The 22,805-nt window shown below is 50.1% G+C and carries 16 protein-coding genes; 12 read left to right on the top strand and 4 right to left on the bottom strand.

Annotation, left to right across the window (positions count from 1 at the left end; all coding sequences use genetic code 11):
* Positions 1–69: 69 nt before the first annotated feature.
* The gene (locus tag VF399_07650; protein HEX7320213.1) at positions 70–351 is read left to right on the top strand and encodes a helix-turn-helix domain-containing protein; all 282 of its coding nucleotides are present in this window, start codon (positions 70–72) and stop codon (positions 349–351) included.
* 17 nt (positions 352–368) lie between these two features.
* Positions 369–1,256, top strand: a complete 888-nt coding sequence (locus VF399_07645) for an IS3 family transposase (GenBank protein HEX7320212.1) — start codon at positions 369–371, stop codon at positions 1,254–1,256.
* Here VF399_07645 and VF399_07640 read toward each other — a convergent pair.
* The 3 genes from VF399_07640 to VF399_07630 all read right to left on the bottom strand — a co-directional run bounded on the left by VF399_07640 (position 1,222) and on the right by VF399_07630 (position 4,280).
* Complete coding sequence (locus VF399_07640) at positions 1,222–1,602, bottom strand: hypothetical protein (GenBank protein HEX7320211.1); 381 nt, start codon at positions 1,600–1,602, stop codon at positions 1,222–1,224. The genes VF399_07645 and VF399_07640 overlap by 35 nt on opposite strands.
* A gap of 68 nt (positions 1,603–1,670) precedes the next feature.
* The gene (locus tag VF399_07635) at positions 1,671–2,525 is read right to left on the bottom strand and encodes a hypothetical protein (GenBank protein HEX7320210.1); all 855 of its coding nucleotides are present in this window, start codon (positions 2,523–2,525) and stop codon (positions 1,671–1,673) included.
* 99 nt (positions 2,526–2,624) lie between these two features.
* Entirely contained in the window at positions 2,625–4,280 is a 1,656-nt protein-coding gene (locus tag VF399_07630; GenBank protein HEX7320209.1) for a T9SS type A sorting domain-containing protein, read from the bottom strand.
* A 268-nt stretch (positions 4,281–4,548) separates the two neighbouring features.
* On the opposite strand from VF399_07630, the gene VF399_07625 reads away from it, so the two are divergent.
* From VF399_07625 to VF399_07595, 7 genes are all read left to right on the top strand, one after another.
* Entirely contained in the window at positions 4,549–4,914 is a 366-nt protein-coding gene (locus tag VF399_07625; protein ID HEX7320208.1) for a carboxymuconolactone decarboxylase family protein, read from the top strand.
* Positions 4,914–5,630, top strand: a complete 717-nt coding sequence (locus tag VF399_07620) for a flavin reductase (GenBank protein HEX7320207.1) — start codon at positions 4,914–4,916, stop codon at positions 5,628–5,630. The genes VF399_07625 and VF399_07620 overlap by 1 nt, the downstream gene beginning before the upstream one ends.
* A gap of 191 nt (positions 5,631–5,821) precedes the next feature.
* Positions 5,822–7,009, top strand: coding sequence for an FprA family A-type flavoprotein (locus tag VF399_07615; GenBank protein ID HEX7320206.1), 1,188 nt, complete (start codon positions 5,822–5,824; stop codon positions 7,007–7,009).
* A gap of 16 nt (positions 7,010–7,025) precedes the next feature.
* The gene (locus tag VF399_07610) at positions 7,026–8,258 is read left to right on the top strand and encodes a cysteine desulfurase family protein (GenBank protein ID HEX7320205.1); all 1,233 of its coding nucleotides are present in this window, start codon (positions 7,026–7,028) and stop codon (positions 8,256–8,258) included.
* Between the two features lie 324 nt (positions 8,259–8,582).
* Positions 8,583–9,008 carry a glycine cleavage system protein GcvH gene (gene gcvH / locus VF399_07605; GenBank protein HEX7320204.1) on the top strand — a complete coding sequence of 142 codons (426 nt, stop codon included), beginning with the start codon at positions 8,583–8,585 and terminating at the stop codon, positions 9,006–9,008.
* Between the two features lie 114 nt (positions 9,009–9,122).
* Complete coding sequence (gene larA / locus VF399_07600; GenBank protein HEX7320203.1) at positions 9,123–10,370, top strand: nickel-dependent lactate racemase; 1,248 nt, start codon at positions 9,123–9,125, stop codon at positions 10,368–10,370.
* 203 nt (positions 10,371–10,573) lie between these two features.
* Positions 10,574–13,069, top strand: a complete 2,496-nt coding sequence (locus VF399_07595; GenBank protein HEX7320202.1) for an FAD-binding and (Fe-S)-binding domain-containing protein — start codon at positions 10,574–10,576, stop codon at positions 13,067–13,069.
* Here the strand turns inward: VF399_07595 and VF399_07590 are convergent.
* Positions 13,050–15,335, bottom strand: a complete 2,286-nt coding sequence (locus VF399_07590; GenBank protein HEX7320201.1) for a hypothetical protein — start codon at positions 15,333–15,335, stop codon at positions 13,050–13,052. The two genes, VF399_07595 and VF399_07590, sit on opposite strands and share 20 nt — an antisense overlap.
* Positions 15,336–15,491: 156 nt before the next feature.
* Here VF399_07590 and VF399_07585 point away from each other — a divergent pair, with 156 nt between their 5' ends.
* The 3 genes from VF399_07585 (at position 15,492) to VF399_07575 (ending at position 22,799) form a co-directional block, all read left to right on the top strand.
* Positions 15,492–16,883: a hypothetical protein gene (locus tag VF399_07585; GenBank protein HEX7320200.1), complete on the top strand. Its 1,392-nt coding sequence runs from the start codon at positions 15,492–15,494 to the stop codon at positions 16,881–16,883.
* A 13-nt stretch (positions 16,884–16,896) separates the two neighbouring features.
* Complete coding sequence (locus VF399_07580; GenBank protein HEX7320199.1) at positions 16,897–20,256, top strand: S8 family serine peptidase; 3,360 nt, start codon at positions 16,897–16,899, stop codon at positions 20,254–20,256.
* A 377-nt stretch (positions 20,257–20,633) separates the two neighbouring features.
* Positions 20,634–22,799 (top strand): PAS domain S-box protein, encoded by a 2,166-nt coding sequence (locus VF399_07575; protein HEX7320198.1) that lies wholly within the window; start codon positions 20,634–20,636, stop codon positions 22,797–22,799.
* Positions 22,800–22,805: the final 6 nt, after the last annotated feature.

Genomic DNA, 22,805 nt, shown 5'->3' with positions numbered 1-22,805 from the left:
CGGAATGCTCCCCGTTTGACTTGGACATGAATATAAGGTATACTTGCGGGCTTGGAAAGGAGTTTTACGATGAACCGCAAGATTTGGACGCTCGAGGAAAAGCTTGGGGTGGTATTGGCGATGTTAAAGGGCGAGGAATCCGTGGCGGCGATCTGCGCGCGCTATCAGGTCAGCGAAACGATGGCCTACCGGTGGCGCGATCAGTTCCTGGCGAGCGGGAAAAAAGGCTTGCTGGACGGTCGGACGAAGAAAGGTCGGGATCCCATGGTTGAGGAGAATCGGCGTTTGAAGGAGTTGGTCGGGAGCCTGTCGTTGATCATTGACGCTCAAAAAAAGCTTATGGGTCATTAAAACCGGGGGCCAAGCGTATGTTAGTGAATAAATTGACCAAAGAGGAGCGTTTAAATCAAAGCCAGGCCCTGCAGACGGTTGGCCTGGCGCGCAGCACTTATCATTATCAGTCGACAAAAGGCTCGCGGAAGGAACGGTTCTATGATCCCGCGCTCTGTGAAACGATACTCGCGGTGCGTAAGCAGGCGCAGGTTTACGGGTATCGGAAGACCTGGGCGCGGCTGCGGGCGCTGGGCTGGTTAGTGAACAAAAAGCGGGTCTTGCGCTATGCGCGGCATTTAGGGCTTTTGCAGCCCCGGAAGATCAAAGGTCAGTCCTTTACCCGGCCCGCAATGGTGCGGCCCGTAGTTTCCAATGTCTACTGGGAGGAGGATCTGACGCCGGTGTGGTGCGGGGATCAAACCGGCTATTTATTCGCCGTGATCGACGGCTGCGACAAGGAACTGCCGGGTGAGCATTTTGGGGATCGGTGCCGGTCGGACGAAGCCGCGGACGTCATGGAACAGGCGGTCCGGAAACGGTTTAATGGGCCGGTGCCGCCGGATCACCGGTTAGTTTTGCGAATCGACCGGGGCACGCAGTTCACCGCCCGCAAGTTTCGAGAACGCGCGCGGACCCTGAACGTCATCTTAGAGTATGCGGGGATCAAGTGTCCGGACGACAAACCGTACATCGAGGCTTTCTTCAGCAAATACAAGATCGAGGAGGTCTATCGCAACGAATATCGCAATTTAGCGGAAGCAAAAGCAGGCTGGGAATTATATCGGGTCTGGCATGAAAACGAACGGGTCCATCAAAGCTTGGGCTATCGGACCCCTCATGAAATCTATGAGATGCACAAGGTGAATCTTGCTTTGCAGGTTAAAATGACTAACATATATCAAGTCCCTTTATGTCCAGAATAGAGGGGAGCAGTGCGTAACTAACCGTGATATGCACATCATAATGACCATATGGATATCCATCGACCCAGGTAACATTCTTATTTATAGTCGCGACGTACGCCGGTTTGTACCTTAACCGAACATCGGAATATCCTTCACCTGCGGCATAGGCATAGTTGCCATTGGCGCCCAGACCTGCGGTCAGGCAGGAGAAATCCGTGGGATAGATGTCAAACTTCCATTGGTAGTTTACGCATTCCTGATAAGGTAACTGGTCGATGACGCCAAAGTTGCCGGCGGTGAAATTTCCGGCAGTCGCGGTGAGATCTACATCATAGTACCATGTGGGATCTGGTTCATAACCCAAAACATCCCAGTCAGCACCGCCATTGGTTGTAATGCCGAGGTGCCCAAACGAGAGCGCAACTGAACCGCTTATAAAAGAACTGAAATCAGCATCAAAAAATGCCAGTTTTGTTCCACAAGGGGGTAATTGCGGGGGGGGGCAGGAAATGAGTAGGACTGGTTGAACGCAATGGGCTGGTATGATGTCCAGGTATTACCCCCGTCGTCAGTCTTGGCGATAATGCCAAATGCATCGCTGGCGACCCAGACATTCTCAAAATCTGGATCCGATGGATCAACCCACAACCCGTTGTACCAGTTGGATACGTTGTCTGGATCAGACCAGGGATCAGTAGGGGTGTGGGACCAGGAAACACCATCATTCTCTGTTTTAAGCATTGCTCCATTTCCACATGCAATATAGCCTACATAATGTTGGGTCAATTGTTTCCAGACCATTTTCACCTTTCGGAAAGATGTGGGGATGGGGAAAGTGGGCCATATATTGGGTGTTTGATCACTCCATGAGGTTCCGCCATTCGCAGTATAAAATATTACTCCGCTGTAGCTGGTTGGATCAGGGACAGGATCAATCGTTTGTTTTTTCTCGCCCACGATCCAACCGTGGCTGGCATCAGCGAAACAGATATCGTTGAAGTGGTAGTCAGTATATCCCTGGGGAAAATTCTCATTCTTCAGCCAAGCCGGATGCTGATGCACCGGAATTTGGCTTTGGCGGTGGTATACCGCACCCCATTCACCTACGACCCAGACATCGGTCTCACTTAATGCGCAGATACCCCGGAATGATTTGCTTGGCATAGTGCCATCGTTATCCTGGACCCACCAATAATCAGGTCCGACGACCTGACCTAATACGACTGAAGGCAGGACTGCTACTGCCAACAAAGTCAGAATTAATGTGCTGATTGTTGCCTTAAACATTGTAACCTCCTCTCGCGTTCGCGAGATTGATGCAAACAGATATTGATACAGATGATTCAGACAGATTACGTATTCTATCCGCACTGCTCCCCTCTTTTTTTATTTTAGTTTTATCACCTTCTGCACCTCCTTGATACCCTCCACCTCCACCTGTATGAAATATACGCCCGCGGACAGATGGCGCGCATCCACATCTACTACGGTTTTTCCCTCCGGATTTTCTATATCATATTTTATCACCTCCCGACCTAAAATGTCGTAAATCTTCAATGACATTTGTACTTTGGCATTCATTTGATATTTGTCATTTGGAATTTGACATTTAATCACAAGTTTATCAGTAAAGATAGTAGGATACACTGTAAATGCCATAATATGGGCAATACCTTCTGTTCTCTGCTCCACTACCCCCGGTCCCGTATACCTACATACCCAGACCGATTTATTGGAATCGGCGGCATAGTTGGAAAACATCACCTCGTCAAACCCATCGCCATTGACATCGCCGGCAGAGGCGACACGATCACCGATGTTGCGATAGCCTGAATTTCCGCAGGATAGCCATCCATCAGGCGTTGTGTCCATAGATAAAGCACCAAGCCACAGATAACCTGTACCATTATTATACCCAGGCGCTCCTCCAAGCACATCAGCATAGTTATCACCATCAGCTTTGTTGGCTGTTGCCGACCAATATCCTAGACCGCCACTACCGCTTGAATCCGTATAACCCACCATCCACACGTCCAGTATTGTATCCATCGGGGAGCCGCCATATAAGACATAGATCTTGCCACTCCTGCCTGCTTCGCTGTAATGCCAAGTACTGGTGGTCATTCGGTCAAAAGAGGTGACATTATCAGCAATTGAAACATTATACCACCCTAAATAATGATTTACGCCCTCGCCATGCAACCAGCAGTCGGGGACTGTGTCCATGGGATTACCGCCGAAAAAGGCATAAACCTTACCTGCGCCGCCATAGGATTCGGAGTTTTCATCCGCGCCGACCACCACATCTTCAAATCCATCCGAATTCAAATCACCGCCGGAGCCGATCGTGTGCCCAAAGCATTCACTGTTGTGTCCATTTAATATAATATCTGGAATGGTGTCTAACAATGGACCACCATAATATATATAAGCCCGACCGTCAAGAGTAAGCCAATTATATGCATATTCACCGACTATGATATCATTCCACCCATCACCATTGATATCACCTGCGGTAATAGCAACACCAAACGCCGTACAAAAATCGCCTTTTAAAACAAGATCCGGAATACTATCCATGGAAGAACTACCAAAATAAATATATACCCTGCCGCAGCTGTCAATCTGGGTACAATTTACCGCACCTACGGCAATATCGTCAACACTATCACAGTTGACATCACCTAAATTGCAGACGCTCGCACCGAAAGCATCAAGTGGATGCTCACCGGGCAATGAGATATCGACGACTGTATCCATGACAGGACCTCCACAGTAGATATATGCGTGCCCATGGGAACTATCCTGCATGCCACTGAAAAACCGGGCTGTAGATCCAATCATGATATCATCGTATCCGTCATCGTTTACGTCACCGGCGGATGATAACGCCACGCCGAAATACTCCGCGGAATCCACCGGACACTCGGTATGAAAGATTATCTCCAGATTATAGGTCTGCTGGGCAAAAATTACGCAGGCTAACATTAAGAAAATAATAATGACGAATGGTAGCAAACCTCTCTCTTTATTATTATTCATAATCCTCCTGAATTTTTAATGATGCTGATAAAATATTTCCTTGAAAAACAAAATGGCATACCTCTTAGTAAGTAATACCATAAATATACAAGCTTACTAAGCGCATGCCTTCTTATCTTATTATAAACACAAAATGGGAATTGTCAAGGGGTCATGCGCATTACGTTAACGCAGCCGAATAATTAACATTGACTTTTACAGATAAAATTATATAATTTGCAGTATGTCGAACACAAAAAATGCGCGGCGGAAAAGGGATGCCATAGGATTGACTAAAAATTTTAAAAAAGAACGCGAAAGATTGAACCGGATCGTCATGAAATACGCCCGGCTTGGGATCAAGCGTCTATACAGTCTGGATACGCTCGTATACCAGAAAGGCGCGCTTAGTAAAAAGACAAAGGAAATGCTTGGCCTGGCGTCATCGCTTGTTCTGCGCTGCGACGACTGCATTCATTACCATATCGCCCGATGTTATGAAGAAGGCGTGACCGACGAGGAACTCGAAGAGACACTCGCCATTGCCGCGGTTATCGGGGGTACAATAACGATCCCGCACCTGCGCCGGGCGCTTAACATCTGGGACGGTATGCGGTCTAAAAATAAGGGAAGAAGAATGCAAAAGGGAAAATAATGGATCACAAAGCGCTGATGAAGTTCAGTTACGGATTGTATGTGGTTTCGAGTAACAATAAAGCCGGTGCCCATAACGGTCAGATAGCCGATGCGGTGTTTCAGGCTTCATCAGACCCGGTACTGATCGGCGTCTGCATAAACAAGCAGAACCTGACCCATGAATATATCCTGGAGAGCGGTATTTTCACGATTTCGGTGCTGGCGGTCGATACGCCCATGAATTTTATCGGGCATTTCGGTTTCAAGACCGGACGGACATTCAATAAATTCGATAGCGTCGGTTTCCGCCTTGGGGAACTGGGCGCGCCGATCGTAACTGACAACGCGATCGCCACTGTCGAGGTCGAGGTCAAGGAGCGTGTCGACGCTTCAACGCACACACTTTTTATCGGCAAGGCAATGGCAGCCGAAGTTCTGAGCGACAAACAGCCAATGACCTATGCCTACTATCGCGAGGTAAAGCACGGATTGGTGCCGAAAACGGCCCCTGGATATTACGATGAGAAGCAGGGACCGGTCCCTGCCGGCGCTAGTTTGAAGGGAGAATTGAAAATGAAAAAATACCGTTGTACGGTTTGCGGGTACATATATGATCCGGAAAAAGGCGATCCGGACACTGGTGTTGCCGCGGGCACCTCTTTTGAACAAATCCCGTCAGACTGGGTGTGTCCTGTATGCGGGGCAGGGAAAGACAAGTTTGAGCCGGCAGATTAGTTAAATGGTTAAAAGGTTGAATGGTTAAATAAACTGATAAGAAGACGACAAAATGGAAAAAATAGAATATTTGACCAATAGATTAGTTAAATAGTTAAATGGTTAAATGGAAAGAAAAAAAATATTTAACCAGTTACCATTTAACAAATTATTGATATCAAAGTGGAGTTTGGGATTAACTAAGGAGTTATATGCCTACAAAAGAACTTAGGCCCGGTATTTACGCGGTCGGTTCGTTGGACCGGGACCGCAAACTTTTCGACGAGCTGATCCCCCTGCCAGACGGCACGACCTACAACGCCTACTTGATCAAGGGTAGCGAAAAGACCGCGTTAATCGATACGGTCGATCCGGCCAAGGCAGAAGAACTGTTCTCCAACCTGAAAAAGGCAGGTATTACCCAGCTCGATTACGTGATCTCCAATCATGCCGAGCAGGATCATTCAGGTTCGATACCGCATGTGCTGAAAGCTTTTCCAGAAGCCATGGTCGTGACCAATCTAAAATGTAAGGATTTTCTGAAAAGCCTGCTGATGATCCCGGAAGAGAAATTTATCACCAGGGGCGACCACGAAATCCTGTCGTTAGGCGACAGGACGCTCGAGTTCCTCATCGCGCCGTGGGTTCACTGGCCCGAAACAATGCTGACCTATTTGAAAGAAGACGGGATCTTGTTCTCATGCGATCTGTTCGGCGCGCACCTGGCAACCAGCGATTTGTTTGCCGATGATGATGCGCGGGTCTATGAATCAGCCAAACGGTATTACGCCGAGATCATGATGCCGTTTAGAAGTAATATCGTCAGCCATTTGAGAAAGCTTCAAAGCTATGATATAAAGATGATCGCGCCGAGTCACGGTCCCGTACATGCGAAGTCGCCCTTTATCGTGGACGCCTATGCGGATTGGGTTTCTGACAACGTGAAGAACGAGGTCGTTCTGCCGTTCGTATCCATGCACGGCAGCACCAGGGCAATGGTCGATCATTTCATTGACGCCCTCATGAAGCGGTCGATCACGGTCAAACCGTTCAACATGCCGCGGACTGACATTGGAGAGCTGGCGATCGCCCTGGTTGACGCCGCCACGATAATTCTTGCGGCACCGACCGTACTGGTCGGACCGCATCCCACGGTCGCTTATGCGGCCTTTCTTGCCAATGCCCTGCGCCCCAAGACCCGGTTCGCGTCGGTTATCGGTTCTTTCGGGTGGGGTACTCAGGTGATCGAAAGGCTCGGGGGCCTCATGACCAACCTTAAAGTCGAGATGATCGAACCGGTTGTGATCAAGGGATATCCGACAGTTGATGACCTGAAAAAACTTGATCTCCTGGCCGATGCAGTTCTGGCAAAACACAAGGCTGCTGGGATCGGGATTTAGAATATAAGCGGCTGCCATGCACGAAGTCTACCTTGATAACCATTCGGCAACCCGGATTGATGAACGGGTGTTGGTCGAGATGACGCCGTATTTGAAAGAATATTATGGCAATGCCCAGAGCATTCATACAGCCGGCGCCCGTGCGAAGGATGCTTTGGATAAAGCGCGAAAGGAAGTTGCGGGTTTGATCGGGGCGCAGGAACCAGAGATCTATTTTACTTCCTGCGGTTCCGAGGCCAACAACCTGGCGCTCAAGGGCATTGCCGTGGCTTACCAGGAAAAAGGCAAGCATATCATCGTTTCCGGTATCGAGCATTTCTCCGTTTTATACGCCGCGCGGAGGCTTGAGCAGGCCGGTTTTGATATCACCCACCTGCCGGTGGATAAGTACGGTCTGGTTTCAGCTGATGATCTAAAAAAAGCTATCAAGCCGCAGACCATTTTAATTTCCATTCAGCATGCCAACCCGGAGATCGGGACGATCCAGCCGATCAATGAAATGGCCAGGATCGCTCATGACAAAGGCGTGCTGTTCCATACCGACGCGGTTTCGACCGCCGGCGTGATCCCGGTCAATGTGAAAGAATTGGGTGTTGATTTGTTGTCTTTGTCGAGTTCTCAAATTCACGGACCCAAAGGCGCAGCCGCGCTGTATGTTAAAAAGGGCGTCAGGGTCATCCCTCTGATCGACGGTGGAATTCAGGAAAGCGGCCGGAGGGCTGGCACCGAGGACATACCGGCGATCACGGGTTTCGGCTCTGCCTGCCGGATTGCCAAGAATGCATCAGTCGAAAATTCGAAAAGGATGCGGCAATTGCGAGACCGGCTAATTACTGAACTGCCAAGGAATATCGACTACTTGTATTTGAACGGCCACCCGGAAAAACGGCTTCCGAACAATGTCAATTTTTCCGTTGAGTTCGTCGAGGGCGAAGGGATGATGTTGCTGCTTGATGAAAAGGGTATTTATGTGACAAGCGGTTCGGCTTGCACTTCCAAATCATTGAAGATGTCGCATGTTCTGTCCGCGATCAAGATCGACGCGGCCATCGCGCAGGGTTCCCTCGTGATGACGCTGTCCAAGTATAACAACGATACTGATATTGATTACGTGCTGGCCGAAATTCCGCCCATCGTCAAAAAATTGCGCAATATGTCGCCCTTGTATGCGTTTTTCCTTAAAACCGGAACGCGGCACGTGGCCGGGCCCGGAACGGATTACGAGCACGAACACGGACAGAACGATTAAAGAAAAACATTTTCTGTCATTGCGAGGAGTGCTGAAGGAACGACGAAGCAATCTCTGCAACGGGAGAAACAGATGAGATTGCTTCATCCGCCATACTACTTGGCGGACTCGCAATGACACGGCATAGCGCTTACGTCTGTGCTTGACTTCACCCTTAAAATCCATATAATTTCAATTGATAATCATGCGCTCAGGCTGCAACAAACATCATAATATTTCTATTCGAAAAGCTTGCGCCAATTACCTTTGGTTATTTGGGGCTAGATTCGGTTAATTATTGGTTAAATAACAATTGGTTAAATCAATCAATGAGGGAGGTCTTAAATGGACATAAAGGGATATAATATGCCCGAGGATCTTTATTATCACCAGGAAGACACCTGGGTGAAGGTTGAAGCTGACGGCACCGTGAAGGTCGGCATGGATGATTTTTACCAGAAACAGGCCGGCGACACGACCTACGTGGATCTGCCTTTTGAAGGCGACACCGTGACGCAGGGGGAGACCTGCGGCAAGATCCAGTCGTCAAAGTGGGTCGGCAAGTTCGTTTCGCCGATCTCCGGCGAGATCACGGAAGTCAACCGGGAACTTGAGAATGACTGCCGGCTGATAAACAAGGATCCTTACGGCGGCGGCTGGATCATCAAGGTAAAGCCGTCGAAACTGGACGCGGAACTGAAAAACCTCGCTTTTGGCGCGGACGGAGTCACCAAATTCATCGACGCCCAGCTGGCGAAAGCTAAAAAATAACCGCGAAGACGACATATGAAGATGAGAGGTTAAGAGGATAAGAGGCTGTGATGGTCGGATCTTCTGATCCTCCCAACTTCGTAACTTCGCTGTTTTCTTAAGGAAGGAGGTTTAATGGATCTTCAGATTCCTTATGGTAAGGACGATAAACTAAATGTCAAAATCGCGGACAAGAATATCCTTGCAGTGGTATACCCCAACGAGGTAAAGGAACAGAACGAGAGTAAGATCCTGCTTGACGCCATCGAAAAACCGATCAAGTCGAAGACCTTCAAAGAATTCCTGTCCAATGCCCGAGACATTCTGTTCATCGTGAATGACGGTACCCGGCCGACACCGACCGCGAAAGTGCTGGATATGATCCAGGACCAGATCCAGGATAAAAACATCAAGTTCGTCGTGGCAACCGGAGTGCACCGGGCGCCGACCCAGGAGGAATTCGATTTCATATTCGGCAAATACTATGCGAAGTTCAATGGATTAATCCACGTGCACGACTGTAAAAAGGAAGAGGACATGGTGCATATCGGCACCTCCAAGAACGGTACCGAAATGTATGTCAATAAGCTGGGCATGAACGCCCACAAGATCGTGATCATCGGTTCGGTGGAACCGCATTATTTCGGAGGGTATACGGGGGGACGGAAATCGTTCCTGCCCGGGATCGCCTCGCGGAAGACGATCGAACAGAATCACAAGCATGCCCTTAAAATGGAAGCCCAGGCTCTGGTTCTCGACGGGAATCCGGTGCACGAGGACATGATCGACGCGCTTAAGGTCATCGCGGACAAGGAGATCTTCTCGATCCAGACCGTGCTCGACGGAGAGCGCCGGCTGTACGGCGTGACCAGCGGCCACATCCACGATTCTTTCTACGCGGCGGTCGACAAGGCCAAGGAGGTGTTCTGCGTCAAAGTGCCGGCAAAGGCGGATATCGTCGTGAGCATAGCGCCATACCCGATGGATGTCGACCTTTATCAGTCGCAGAAAGCGCTGGATAACGGCAAACTCGCTTTGAAAGACGGCGGCATCCTGATCATGGTCTCCAAATGCCGCACCGGCATCGGTGAACCCGCGTTTTTCGAGCTGCTTTCTTCATGCAAATCACCGCAGGACGCGCTGGATAAGATCGCAAAGGGTTACAAGCTCGGTTATCACAAGGCATCGAAGATGGCCGAGATCGGTACCTGGGCCGAGATGTGGGGCGTCACGGACCTCGCGGACAAGGATATGAACGCGATATTCATCAAGCCGTTCCACAGCCTGCAGGAAGCGGTCGACAAGGCCCTTGCCGTCAAAGGCAAGGACGCCAAAGTCACTTTCCTGATGGACGGCAGCATAACCGTACCACTGATCGGATAATATGGAAAATTCTAATTACGAAATCCTAAATCCTAAACAAATTCGAATATCAAAATTCCTTAACAATGGCAGATGTTTAGAATATTGGGATTTTGTGCTTGGATATTGTTTATGTCTCATGCTGAGTATTCGACACGAAGCGGAAATTAGAGTTTAGAAATTAGGATTTTACCGCGCTTAGCGCGGCTTTGAAAGGAGTTTAAATGGCAATCAGCAAGGATATTATCAAACAGCTGCAGGACATCGTCGGCAGCGAATACTGCAAGACCAGCAACGCGGAGCTCTACGTGTACGCCTTTGACGGCGGCATCCATCGCAAGAAGCCCGATGTCGTGGTCCAGCCGCAGAACACGGTACAGGTTCAGAAGATCGTCCAACTCGCGAACAAATACAAAGTGCCGGTCGTTCCGCGCGGAGCAGGTTCCGCGCTGTGCGGGCATTCAGTGCCCATTGACGGCGGGATCTCGGTCGACATGCAGCGTATGAATAAAATCAAGGATATCCGAATGGGGGATATGTTTGTGGTCAGCGAACCCGGCGTCGTCTGCGACGTTTTCAACGCCGCGATCAAACCTATGAAGTATTTCATCCCGGGCCCGGCATCGAGCGAAGTCGCGACTCTGGGCGGCATGGTGGCGATCAACGCGTCGGGCGAAAAGGCGGTTAAATACGGGGCGACCAGGGACTATGTGCTGGGCCTGGAAGTCGTGCTGCCCACCGGCGAGATCGCGTACACCGGCACCAAAACCATCAAGCATTCAACCGGCTATCAGATCGAACGGCTGATGTGCGGGTCCGAAGGCATGCTCGGCATTATAACCGAGATCAACATGAAAGTTGTCCCTTTGCCGCCCAAAATCGCGGGTTGTATCGCGGCATTTGACGATCTGGAAAAAGCCGGTCAGTGCGTAGCCAATATTATCGCAAAGCCGCTAATCCCATCGCAGCTTGAAATCATGTCGGCACCCTGCATTAAGGCCGTAAATAAAGCGGCTAAAATGAGCCTACCTGAAGTTGCAGGAATACTGCTCATCGAGATCGATGGCCGTCCCGAAACGATAAAACTGGATGTCGATATCGTCGTCAAGATCTGCAAAGATGCCGGTGCGGTGTCGGTCGAGTTTACCGAGGATGAAGCTAAGATCGCGGAGATCTGGAAAGCAAGGAAACAAATGATCCCGTCGCTCAGTATTTTAAAGCAGGAATATGCGACCACGATGCTGGCCGATGATATGGCGGTACCGGTCTCAAAAATACCTCAGGCGGTCGCCGGTATCTGGGCGATCTCCGAGAAATACGATATCATAATCCCGCCGTATGGGCATGCGGGCGACGGGAACCTGCATACCAAAGTGCTGATGACGCCGACCGACCCCAAGCACTGGGAACAGGCAAAAAAAGCGGTGGCGGAGATATATCAGCTGATCAGGGAGTTAGGCGGTACTACCAGCGGCGAACATGGGATAGCTATAACGAAGGCAGAAGAATTCCACAAGGAAAAGCACACTGTCATCCCGGTCATGAGAGCGATCAAAAAGGCAATGGACCCGAATAATATCATGAACCCGCACAAGATGTTCGACTGGGACAAAGGGTTCATGTATGAACTGCGCTACCCGACAAATCCCAACCGCAAGCTCGAAGGGCACCTGGCAAAATGGGAAAACGAAATGATGATGTGTACGATGTGCGGTTATTGCAAGAACGTCTGTCCCACATTCGTCAACCAGTTGTGGGACCCGCCGTCAGGCCGCGGCCGCATGGTCATGTCCTACGGCATCCTGGAAAAAGAGCTGGAGATCGATGATTCGGTCGTGAAGGCGCTGTACCAGTGCACTTTATGCCGGGACTGTAACCGCCGGTGCCCGTCGAAGGTGAAGGTGCCGGATGTCGTGCGCGCGGCCCGGGCAGATCTCGTGGAAAAGGGGTTCGCGTACGACGCGCACAAGACGTTCATCGCCAACATCAAAAAGACCGGCAATATTTTCGCCGACACCGAGGTGATGGCGCCGGTCCAGGAAGGCGAGACGCCGGTATTCGTCGGCTGCCAGTTCCTGGCTCGACCCAACAAGACCAAGATGTACTTAAAGCTTCTGGAAAAGATCGGCATCAAGCCGAAAGTGGTCAAGGAAGTATGCTGCGGTTACCCGATGGAAGCGCTGGGTTTTGTCAAGGAATTCGAGGAGCACAAAAAGAAGTTCACCGAGCTCTTCCCGTTCAAGACCGCGATCACCCTTTGCCCGACGTGCACGGTCTATCTGAACGAAGCCTACAAGATCCAGGCGAAACACGCGTTGCAGGTTATCGCCGAAAAGCTGCCCGGCGCTCAGGTGAAAAAACAGGCCGGTAAGGTCACGTACCATGATCCTTGCGACCTGTCACGGGGTGCCAAGATCACCAAAGAACCCCGCGAGATCATCAAGGCGCTCGGTCTGGAACTTGTGGAAATGAAATACAAGCAGGACACGTCGCGGTGCTGCGGCGGCGGCGGCGGCATTCTCGTGTCGGACAACACACTGTCCAATAAGATCGCCGAAGAACGGATAAAGGAAGCGCTCAGAACAAAAGCGGAAACGCTGGTTACGGCCTGTGCTACCTGCGAGCAGGTGCTCAAGACCGCGGCGACCGCGGTCGCCGATAAAGGCGGTGGTAAGCTCAACGTTCTGGGTTTACAGGAAATTATCTGGAAAGCTCTTTAATACCGATTACGGGCAAATGTCCCGTTAGGGGATCACACTCCCCTAACGGGATTTTTTCTGCCAGCCAATTCCTTAGATCTTTCGAATCAGGCATTATCTTCAACATCATCGCCAAGACTTTTCTGGCGTCCCGCTTGTTCCCGTGCTCCAGACAACTTTTCGCAAAATTCGTGGTTTCGGTTTCAACTTGCGTTAGAATCTTATGCCTTAAGTTCAATGACCATTCGTCGTAATTCTTTTTGAATGGCTCACCCCGAAATAACTTAAATGCCCGCAGATATTCTTTTTTGGCAAATATCCACTCACCGCCTCGCTCCAGCGCTTTTGCCTGAGCGAGTGTTTCCTTGAACAGCTCGTAATCCGTTGAAACATGAAATTTCCATTCCAGTGAATCGCTGTTAACTTTCAAAAGGCTTGATGATAGATTAATTGTTTTCTTAATTCGTACTAATAAATGGGAAAGATTTCTCGAAGGGGTCTTGCTTTTAGGCCAGAAATTAAGGCATATGTCAGATAATAACATTCTGCGGTTTTTATGCAGTGACATGTGGATCAAGAAGGCGGCATCCTTTGGACTCAAACCTGATTTTCTTATTGGATTTTCACCCTTGCATATTCTTAATCTGCCAAGAAATTTGAGATTATACACAGGTGATTCGATTTGAAATATCGGCATCACCAAGAGAGACCTGGGCAGTCTTGGGTTCTTGCCCTTCCTTAAAAGATGCACCACTACTTCGGGAAAGAATAAGGCAAGACGCTCAAAAAGCCCGAAAAGTTCTTGCGAACGGGCATATCTCAAAGCTTTACGATAGTTTTTTGCTTTCATGGTTATCTTAGCCTGATAAAAAAGATGTGCCAATCGGAGGGAGGGTACGAGCAGAGCGTTATTTGACAAATTAAAGTCTCCCAATAAAATCCGCCTTAAGAAGTACTCCTTTTCCAGGTGATATTTCTTTAGCAATGGATTATATCTTCTTAATAGCACCCGTGCTGCTTCTTTCTCACCAGCCGACGCATGGCAACAGGCAAGAATGAAAGTTGTCAAGTGGAAGTATCTTTTGATTCCCTCCTTTATTGATTGCTCCAAGGCCTTGACTGCCAATGAAGAAGCTTCTTGAAAATCGCCTTTGTTGAGACTGATAAATGCTTCGCAAAGAAGCGCCCTTGAACTGTAATCCCATTCCTCTGATTTCCCTTCTTTTAAGATTCCGGTTGCAGAGCGATAATCACCCGAGGTGGTAAGATACCCCACGAGACTCGCACAGAGGTGTTTTCGATAATCGCCGCCGATTCCTTCAAGCGCTTTTTTTGCCCAAAAAATTGCTTCTCGGTAGTATCCTATGACCGAATAAAATCCGGAAAGTTCACCCATCAAGACGTAAGAATTACCGAGACTTTGGATGATCCTTTTACATTCCCTGGCACATTGTAATGCCCTGGGAATTTGCAGGAGACTGCCATATGCATGGCCTTCAAGCAAGAGAATTGCGAAGCGTAATCCTGGATCCCTCAAACCTTCTTTTTTCTTTTTTAATTTGACTACCAATCTCAGCAGCTCCTTCGGCCGGCCCATCCACATCAGGGCATAACCCTCATCAACCGTTGCTCTCAGCGCTGAATACCACATTTTCCGCTTTTCAAGCTGTTCTCTCAAAACCTTGGCTTTATGTCGTAATTGAGGAAGGGGGATGATACCGAATTCAGCACCGAGTCGCTCAACTTTTCTCCTCACGGAAAGGAATGATTCCGGAATTTTCCTCAATGTTTCCATGTCCATATAGACCGGCAGTCGATTTATTAAGGCGGCTGCTTCTTCAACCCTTCCTTCTTCAACCAATGCAGTTATCTTGCAAAGCAACTCCTTTGAAATCGAAGAAGCACTTACATAATCCCGATACGATGGAGTAAATCGATTTCTCATAAACCCGCAATAGCCGAACCTTTTCCAGATATTCCAGATTCCTTTCAAGGAAATTCTTATCCCGGTTTTTTTTAAAATCATTTGAGCCTTGCGGACTGTTAACGACGGGTTGAATTCTTTCAGCGTTACAATTCTGTCCTCAACATTTGCAGCTGTTCGCTGCCAGTGTCTCATGGAAAATTGTCGAGTTAAGGAATTTTTAAAACCGTCCGCGTGATAACGCTTAACCCATCGCCAGAGCGTATTTCTATGAATTTTGTAGATTGAAGCTTTTTCCTCTAAGGTTCCTTCGGAAAGATATGATTCTACAGCTTCTATTTTTCGTTTTTCGTCAGGCGTCATTTTTCACCATCATATGGAAACATTATAGCCAAACATGAAATTTATGTCAACAGCCAAGATAAATATGTCATCTTCGCCTCAGTTCTGCTTGTTGAGATGCTATAATTCATGATTTCAGACACATATCTGCCTATATTCTATACAGAAGGAGGCATTATGAAATATTTTGCATTGGCGTTTGGGTGGATGGTGACGGTTTTCCCGTACGCTTCCATCTATGGTCAAACCTGGATTAAGACTTACGGAGGAGGAAATTGGGATTTTGGCCATTCAGTGTGCCAGACCTCTGATGGAGGCTACATTATTGCAGGCAGGACAATGTCTTTTGGCGCAGGCGGCGAAGATCTTTATCTTATCAGAACGGATTCAGCCGGGGATACCATCTGGACAAAAACCTACGGGGGTTCAGGCAGCGATGGTGCGACCAGCATCGCCCTCACATCCGATGGAGGTTACATCATCGCCGGACGGACCCAGTCGTTTGGGGCGGGGTATCTTGATGTTTGGCTTTTGAAAACCGATTCCTCAGGTGATACATTATGGACAAAAACATATGGCGGCTTGTACGAAGATTGGGGAAATTGTGTTGAGCCAACCCTTGACGGCGGGTATATTATTGCCGGATATAAAATATACGCGACCGGAGTTGGTGATATGTGGCTTATTAAGACGGACGGCGCAGGAAATCTCGTCTGGGACAGAACCTATGGCGGGTCAAACCATGATGAAGCAAGTTCGGTCAAGCAGACCGCGGACGGTGGTTATATTGCAGTCGGAACATATGATTACAATATTGCCGATGCTCAGGTCTATTTGATCAAAACCAACAGCCTGGGAGACACGATCTGGACGAAAAAATACGGCGGTTCAGAAACTGATTATGGCATGGATGTCATTGAAAACGCAAATGGTGAATACGTGGTCGTCGGCAAATCAACACGCGGTGCGCTCGCCGGCGAAGCGTATGTGTTCGCGGTTGATGCCAGCGGCGAGTTGTTGTGGGAAAAGACCTACGGCGGTTCAATGGATGATTGGGCGCATTCAATCATGCAGACTACGGACGGCGGCTATATTTTGGGCGGCTCTGATGTCCAACCTCCAAGCGGATATAATGCCCTTTGGTTATTGAAAATTGACGCTATGGGCGATACAATATGGACCAAACGCTTTACTGAAAACTCGTATGCATATACGGTCCGACAGACGCAGGATAACGGTTTCATCGCCGCAGGTTCTATATATTCATCAGGAACCGGCTATGATGTCTATGTAGTCAAGACCGATCCGAACGGTAATGTGGGCATAAAGGAAAATCGTTGCGTGAGCGGAAACATGGAAAACGGCAGGCTGAGGATAATCCCGAATCCTTTCAGGTCTTATGCAGCAATAGCCGGCCGCGAACGGACGCGTGTTCTCGTATACGATATTCAGGGTAGATGCGTGGGGACATATTCTGGCAATCGCATTGGGGAGGCTCTTTGTCCGGGCGTGTATTTTGCGAAGTTGGAGAATACCGATGCAACGGCGCGGGTTGTGAAAATACGCTAACTGGAGGCAAATCATGTCGAAAAAATATTATAGTAAGCATGGTCTGGTAGTCATCGCCGGCATCATTTTTTTCCTCGCGGGGCAAGGGCAGGCATGGATCTACACATTCAATGGATCCTTGAATAATCATGATCGGCTTGACGATATGATATTCGGGGCCGACCACAACGTTTATGCCGTCGGTTACAGCGACTCCAGGTGGCCCAGTAATCCGGGTAATCTGACGGTTGTAAGCCTTACCTCGGCTGGAGCTTTCCGCTGGATGTACAATTACCCGAGAAAAGAACTGGGCAACGGCGCCCTGTATTATTGCATTGTCTGGGGTGCTGACGGCAATCTCTATGCCTGCGGTGACAGCATTGTCGTGAGTCTTACTCCCAACGGGGTTCAACGCTGGGTCTACACCCAGATGGATGCTCATAGCCTGATCTACGGTGCCGACGGCAATCTCTATTGCTGCGGAGAAGGAAACGTCGCAAGTTTCACCACGAGCGGCGCGGAACGATGGAAAAGATCCGGATTGAACCGGAGTTATGAACTCACGTATTGCCCGGATGGTAATATCTATGTAGCCGGAGAAGCGGATTCCCGATTCAGCGTGCAGAGCTGGACCACGGCGGGTTCCGCACGGTGGACATACCAATACACCGGATCATTGAACGACGATCTGGCATATTCAATCACCACGGGTCCTGACAGCACTATCTATGTTGCGGGCAGAGTAGCGACCGACCATTATAGCGATCTGCTGGTGGTGAGCCTGAGCCCGGGAATGGCGGAAAAGTGGACATATACTTACACCAGTCCAGGTTACTACATGGACATGGCTGCCAGTATTATCAGGGGTACAGACGGGAACCTTTACCTGGCCGGATTTGGGGGTTACGGTGCGTACACGAGAGATATCGTTGCTATGAGTCTGACACCATCAGGCATAAGGCGCTGGTACTACAACTACAACGGACCGGGCAGTAATTTTGACAGCCCCCATGAGATCGAGTATGGTCTGGATGGTCATTTATATATTGCTGGAACGGCGATCGCGGCGACCGGTGATTTTCTTGTCCTGTATCTCACCCGGTTTGGCAATGAACGCAAGCCCGCATATCTCTATGACAGCCCTGCCCACAGCAGCGACGAGGCATATGCGGTCGTTTATGGAGGTGATGACAGCTTGTTCATGTGCGGCACGACGATGAACGCCAGCAACGACGAGGATTTACTGGTTATGGGTCATGACATGAGCTATCTTGCCACCAATCCGGGCGAAATAAGCACGAATCCGGAGACACTGATCTTCACCACCGGTACAATGACGCAAAACCATTTTCTACCGATCAGAACGACCTTCAGACCATGGTCTTCCAGTGTGATTGAACCGACGTTGTCGGAGCAGATGCAGTCCGCCAGAGACGATGAATTCATTCCCGTTATCATTCTTCTCTCCGAGCAACCGGACATGATCATCCTGGAAGCGGACGCCTTGCAGGTTGGAAAAATGCAGCGCCGTCAATGGGTGACTTCGCAGCTGAAAATGCTGTCACAGAATTCCCAAAAGGATATCCTCTCATACCTTGAGGCAAAGATGAGGCAAGAAACGGTCAAAAACATCGCATCGCTATGGATTGTCAATGCGGTCAGTGCGAAAGTAAGGAAGGATGTAATCGATGAACTCGCCCAGATCGCCGGTATAAGTAATATCAGCCTTGACAATGAATGTTTTCATGTTTCAGGGAAAGCTGCCCCGAGACCCGGAGATGAATTGTCCGGGCGTGAAATCGTCTGGGGGGTAGAAAAAATCCAGGCTGATTCGGTCTGGAGCTTGGGTTATACCGGCAAGGGCGTTATCGTCGGAGTTCTGGACACGGGTGTGAGCTGGGGGCATCAAGATCTTAACGACCATTTGTGGGAGGGTGGGGTCTCGTATCCCGCGCACGGATACGATTTTGTGAATCATGACAAGTATCCGTCTGACGATAATGGTCATGGTACGCACGTGGCGGGCATTATTGCCGGCGATGGTACGGCTGGTAGTCAGACCGGAGTCGCGCCTGACGCTCAGATAATGGCGATAAAGGTATTGAACGCAAGCGGTGCCGGTGCGCTCACATGGATAATCGAAGGACTTCAGTTTGCGATTGACCATGGCGCTGATATTATCAATATGTCGCTGGGCGCCGATAGTGCCAATAGTGCGACCAAAAACTATTGCCGTGACATGAGCAGAATTGCTTATATCACCGGCGTGCCATTGACAGTTTCTGCTGGAAACGGTAAAGGTGGTGGTAGCCATTATGTTATTCCGTATGACATAACAAGCCCTGGCGATGTACCGGCACCCTGGTATGCGCCGAATGGCGGGCGCAATGCAACTATGTCTGTGGGCGCAACCGATGCGGCTGATGTAATAGCAAATTTTTCCAGTTACGGACCGACGCAGTGGAATACTAACATATACATGGATTATCTCTACCCGTCCGGGCTTAAGAAACCCGAAGTGAGTGCGCCCGGCGTAAATATCAAATCACTGCTCTATAACAATATGTCGGGATATACGAGCATGAGCGGCACATCAATGGCCGCGCCCCATCTCGCGGGTACGATGGCATTGATGCTTGAAAAAAATCGTTTTCTTACGTGCCGGGAACTTGATTCAATAATTGAAACTACGTCTCTGGATCTGGGCGCAGCCGGTCGGGATAACTACTACGGTGCGGGAAGAATCAATGCCCTGAATGCGGTCAATGCGGTGGTTGCGTCCAGATTGCTGAGCGGAACATTTTACATCCGTAACGCACCGGCAGCTCCCGGTAATCTTGAGTTTGACAAGGGCTTTGACTGGAACGCGGCATGGTTGAAGCAGGCGTCTGCGACCTCGTTTGTTCTTGTTCCCGGCGAGTCGACCGCTGTCAAAGTCTCTGTTGATACCGCGTGTCTTGCGGACGGCACATACTGGGATACGCTCTGGATTTATTGCAACGATCCGGATGTGGGCTTCTATCCGGAACCGGTCTGCCTGGCTATCGGCCCAATCGGTATCGAAGAACCGTCCTATCCCGATGTTCAGTCCCGAATCAAGCGAGGAACAATCCTGCTCAACATCTCGCCCAATCCATTCCGGACCCGGATCGATATCCGATACACGATCCATGCTACACGATCAAAGGATTATGTGCTGAGAATATTCGATGCGAATGGCCGGTTAGTGCGTGATCTTACTGCTGATCTTGCGTCATATATCCTGCATCATGGATCGGTCGTCTCTTGGTCCGGCGATGACGATGAGGGGGGGATGGTCCCGGCCGGTGTGTATTTTGTCCGGCTGGAAGCCGGCGGACAGGAGCAGATGGAAAAAGCAGTGTTTCTGCGGTGATCGGCGAGTCGATAATATAATGCAGGTTCCCGCTGACATCGGTCGGAGGCAATCCAAGTTGTCGGCGATTCACATTCGCTCTTTGCAGGCAAATCAACACGTACGAAAACATGATGCCAGATCCCCGCGGCGACCGCGGTCGCCGATAAAGGCGGTGGTAAGCTCAACGTTCTGGGTTTACAGGAAATTATCTGGAAAGCTCTTTAATACCGATTACGGACAAAAATCCCGTTAGGGGATCACACTCCCCTAACGGGATTTTTGTTGCATTGTCATTACCCCAAGCGCTCAGGTTATCCCTTGACACTGCAGCTTTTTGGTAGTATATTTCATTAGCTTAGGTCGCACTGAACGTTGCAGCTTAGAGGAGAATAGTTATGTTCGATCCTGATGCCAACAAATCAAAGGAGCAGCTACTGGGCGAGTTGCAGAGACTGCGCCAGCGGGTCAATGAACTTGCAGGGATAGACGCTACACATCGCGACGATGAACTGTCATGGCGCGATACGGTGCATAAACTGGAAGCGCGTATCCGGCAACTGAACCGGATCCTCGACGTCGCCAACTCGCTGCTCATCGATCTCGATCTGGACTCGCTACTGGATACCATGGTCAAGACCGCCCGTGATTCTCTGGGATTCAACCTGGTCGTGCTGAGCCTGGTGGAACCGACAATGTCCAGGACACGGGTCGTCGCTTCGGCCGGTCTGGGTGATGAGGCAAAAGATCAACTCGAGACAGCCCTGGTGCAAATGACCTGGAAGGATTTTACGGCACTTCTCCAGGAGCGTTACCGTGTCGGCCGGTGCTATTTCATACCCCACGGTGATGTCGAATGGCGAGCCGTTCAATACCGTGCGGCGACCAACCGATATGAGCCCATCGGAGACCAGCCGGTGCTCGGCAAGATGTCATGGCATCCCCAGGACGCCTTCTTCGCGGTCATCGAACTGCGGCAGGGGAATAACTACATTCTCCTGTCGGTGGACCAGCCTTTTGACAACCTGCGGCCGGGACATGAAGCGTTCCAATCACTGGAGATCTTCGCGAACCTTGCGGCCGTGGCGATCGAGAACTGCCGGTTGTACATACAATTCCAGGAAGAGCTCATCCAGCGCCGGAAGGTCGAGAAACAGCTCATGGACGCAAGAAAAGAGCTGGAACAGCTGGTCAGCGAACGCACTGCCGAGTTGAAGACAACCGAGGAAAAATACCGCAGCCTCATGGACCGTTTGAGCATGGGCGTCTTCCGGAGCACGGCCGACGCAAAAGGCAGGTTCGTCGACGTTAATCCGGCGGTCGTCAGGATATTCGGTTATGAAAACAGCGAAGAATTCATGAAATGTAATGTCATCGATCTATATGACCGCACCGAAGACCGTGAAAGATTGAGGGCGCTTGTCAGTTCTAACACCCTGGTCAGGAACGAGGAATTCCTTTTCAAAAGGCGGAATGGTTCGTCCTTCTGGGGAGCGATCACGGCAATGGGAAAGTTCGATGAAAACGGCACGCTGCAGTACATCGACGGCATCATCGAAGATATAACCAGCCGCAAGCTTGCCGAAGAGTCGATCCGCGAAAGCGAGGAAAAATACCGCAATCTGGTGGAACGAGCCAACGATGGCATTGTCGTCATCCAGGATGGCATCATCAAGTACGCGAATCCCCGGATGGCCGAGATCTTTGGATTTGCGATCGAAGAATTCGTGGGCACCCAATTCACGCAGTATGTTCACCCCGACGAGATCGAGAGGATCGTCGAGCGGTACAAGCTCCGGCTTGAAGGTGAAAATGTGGAAAAACATTATGACATGGTCCTGCGTCATAAGGACGGTCGGATGATCAACGCCGAGGTCAATGCGGATGTCGTGCCCTATCAGGGTGCGATCGCCGACCTGGTTTTCATCACCGACGTGACCGACCGGATCCGGGCGCAAACCGATCTGCAATTCAGTCTCGCGAAGTTGCAGAACCTGCTCAGCGATACGATCAAGGCGATCGCCAAAGTGGTGGAAATGAAGGACGCGTACACGGCCGGTCATCAGCGCCAGGTGACAAAACTCGCGTGCGCGATCGCCCAGGAAATGGGTTTGACCTCCAACCAGATCGAGGGTATCCGGCTGGCCGGGCTCGTGCATGATATCGGTAAGATCTCGGCACCAGCGGAGATCCTGAGCAAACCGTCGGCACTAAGCGAGATCGAGTACGCGCTGGTAAAGATGCATTCGCAGGTCGGTCACGATATCCTCAAGGAGATAAATTTCCCCTGGCCGATAGCTCAGATCCTGCTCCAGCATCACGAGCGCTATAACGGATCGGGGTACCCGAACGGACTGCGAGGAGAATCCATCCTGCTGGAAGCACGGGTGCTGGGCGTCGCTGACGTGGTTGAAGCGATCGCCGCCCACCGTCCTTACCGCGCGGCGTTGGGCATTGATGCAGCCCTGGCCGAGATCATCAACAAGCGGGGCACGGCGTTCGACCCCGTCGTGGTCGATGCCTGCGTGCGGTTGTTCCGTGAGAAATCCTATGTTCTGGAATAAAGCAGC

Source organism: bacterium (genome assembly GCA_036382775.1).
In the GTDB taxonomy this organism is placed as follows: Bacteria; Hydrothermota; Tepidihabitantia; order SM23-42; family JAOAFX01; genus DASVHD01.
Note: the sequence above shows the minus strand (reverse complement) of the source record. Positions and strands in the feature narration are given on the sequence as shown.